The organism is Leisingera sp. F5 (genome assembly GCF_001593695.1).
In genome coordinates, this window is sequence record NZ_LUKH01000551.1 from 1 (window position 1) to 2,140 (window position 2,140).

4 protein-coding genes are annotated in these 2,140 nt (G+C 60.4%); all 4 read left to right on the forward strand.

The genetic code is table 11. The features are described from left to right. The coding region (locus A2I95_RS33120) for a ribosomal protein L16 (RefSeq protein WP_291733361.1) at positions 1-126 on the forward strand (126 nt) is incomplete at its 5' end. Between the two features lie 194 nt (positions 127-320). Beyond that, on the forward strand, positions 321-941 hold the full coding sequence (locus A2I95_RS33125) for a TIGR02466 family protein (protein ID WP_291736658.1): 621 nt from the start codon (positions 321-323) through the stop codon (positions 939-941). Between the two features lie 95 nt (positions 942-1,036). Then, a complete protein-coding gene (locus tag A2I95_RS33130; protein ID WP_027257348.1) occupies positions 1,037-1,381 on the forward strand; it encodes a hypothetical protein in 345 nt (114 codons plus the stop codon). Between the two features lie 118 nt (positions 1,382-1,499). Continuing rightward, on the forward strand, positions 1,500-2,140 hold a 641-nt coding region (locus tag A2I95_RS33135), incomplete at its 3' end, for a succinylglutamate desuccinylase/aspartoacylase family protein (protein ID WP_291736662.1).

Below are 2,140 nucleotides of genomic sequence, written 5' to 3' on the forward strand. Positions count from 1 at the left end.
GTTAAGCCTGGCCGCGTGATGTTCGAGATCGACGGCGTGACCGACGAAGTCGCCCGCGAGGCCCTGCGCCTGGCAGCGATGAAACTGCCGGTCAAGACCCGCGTCGTGGTTCGCGAAGACTGGTAAAATCTGCCAGCTTTAAATCACTAGAAGCCCCCGCTGAGCAATCAGCGGGGGTTTTTCGTTGCGCCCGTCAGCAGGGGGGGCGCTGCCCCCGCCGCCCTTGGCGGCTCCCCCGGAGTATTTGCAACCAGAAAGAAGCGGCGCCGCTTTGCAGGATGCATCTCGCCAAGGCTGGGGCGCTGAGGTATCAGAGCGCCATGGCCCAGATTGAATCGCTCTTTGTGACCCGCCTTTACCGCGCGCAATTGTCCGAACACGGACCTGAGGTTGACGCGCAGGAACTGGAAAACTCTTGTCTTGTGATCGCCGGCGACGACGATGCCGGCCAGGATTGGTGCGAGGAGAACGGCTATCCCGGCTATACTTCCTATGCCTCGCTGACCGATCTGCCCTGGCGGTTCCCAATCTTTGCCGATCTGGTGAAATCGCTGGATGCCCATGTGGCGGCTTTTGCCAGGGATCTTGAGCTGGACCTGGACGGCCGCGCGCTGGTGCTGGAGGATCTGTGGATCAACATTCTGCCGGAGGGCGGCACCCATGCCAGCCACATCCACCCGCATTCAGTGATTTCCGGCACCACCTATGTTGCCATGCCCGAAGGGGCCTCGGCGCTGAAGCTGGAGGATCCGCGCCACGCGATGATGATGGCGCATCCGCCGCGGATGAAAGACTGCCGCCAGGAGCTGAGGACCTTTGTCTACCAATCTCCGGCGGTTGGCGATGTGCTGTTGTGGGAAAGCTTTATCCGCCACGAAGTGCCGCTGAACATGGCGGAGGAAGAGCGGATCTCGGTCAGTTTTAATTACAAGTGGGAATGAGAAGGCTTCCCGGAAACGCTCCTGGGGGCGTTTCACCTGCGAACGGGCGGAGCTCAAGGTTATTGGCGTACTGTGGTGGCTAAGGAAGCAAACCCTTGACCGGGTTCTTAGAACTGGCCGGGTTTTATGTGTATCTCGCCGGATTTATCGGTCTGTGGGCCGTGCTCTTGGTTCTCTACATCAAGACTATGTTTTGGTTTCTAAGATGGATGCTCGTCGTGATGCTGACTGCGGCTGTGGCGTCCTTCCCTGTCTTCGTTGCGCTTGGGGTGCTTGAGACGCAGTTCGATTGGCCCAAGGAGATCACTCGCAGGCTTTCAGGCATCGTCTATCTCATCTTCATGCTTTGCTCTGTGGCGAACATTTCCAGAAGAAAACGGCGGGAGCACTGCAAGAAGATCCTATCCAATGGCGAGGGGGCTGCCGGTCCTCATGGTTGAGGATGAGCGGTTCTCTGGCAGTTTCAACTTTGCCTGTGCCTAAGCTGCTGCCAGCGCGATTGCCTAAACTGTAGAACTTGCTAAGCCTGTTGGGAACCTTCCCTGGAAAGGCTTTGCCATGGCGATCCGTCCTGACTTTGAAATCGGCGGCTTCCAGATCCCCGCCGGCACCCGCCGCACGGTGGACCTGCCAGTGAGCGTGCTGTCGGATCACACGCCGGTCACTATGTCTGCCCATGTGATCCACGGGGCGGAGGACGGGCCAACCTTGTTTGTATCTGCCGCCATTCACGGCGATGAGGTGATCGGAGTGGAAATTGCCCGCCGCCTGCTGCGCAGCCGCAAGTTTTCCCGCCTTAAGGGCACCCTGATCGTGGTGCCGATCGTCAACACCTTCGGTTTTTTGAACCATTCCCGCTACCTGCCGGACCGGCGCGATCTGAACCGCTGTTTTCCGGGCAGCTGGGGCGGCTCGCTGGCCAGCCGCCTGGCGCATCTGTTCATGACCGAAGTGGTGGACCGCTGCGACCTGGGTATCGACCTGCACTCCGCCGCGATCCACCGCACCAACATGCCGCAGATCCGGGTGTCACCGAAACACGAAAAAACGTTGGCCTGTGCCGATGCCTTTGGCGCGCCGGTGGTGATCCGTTCGGGCCTGCGCGACGGCTCCCTGCGCAAGGAGGCGCAGGCGCGCGGGGTCGACATCCTGCTGTATGAGGCCGGCGAGGGCCTCAGGTTCGATGAGCAGTCCGCCCG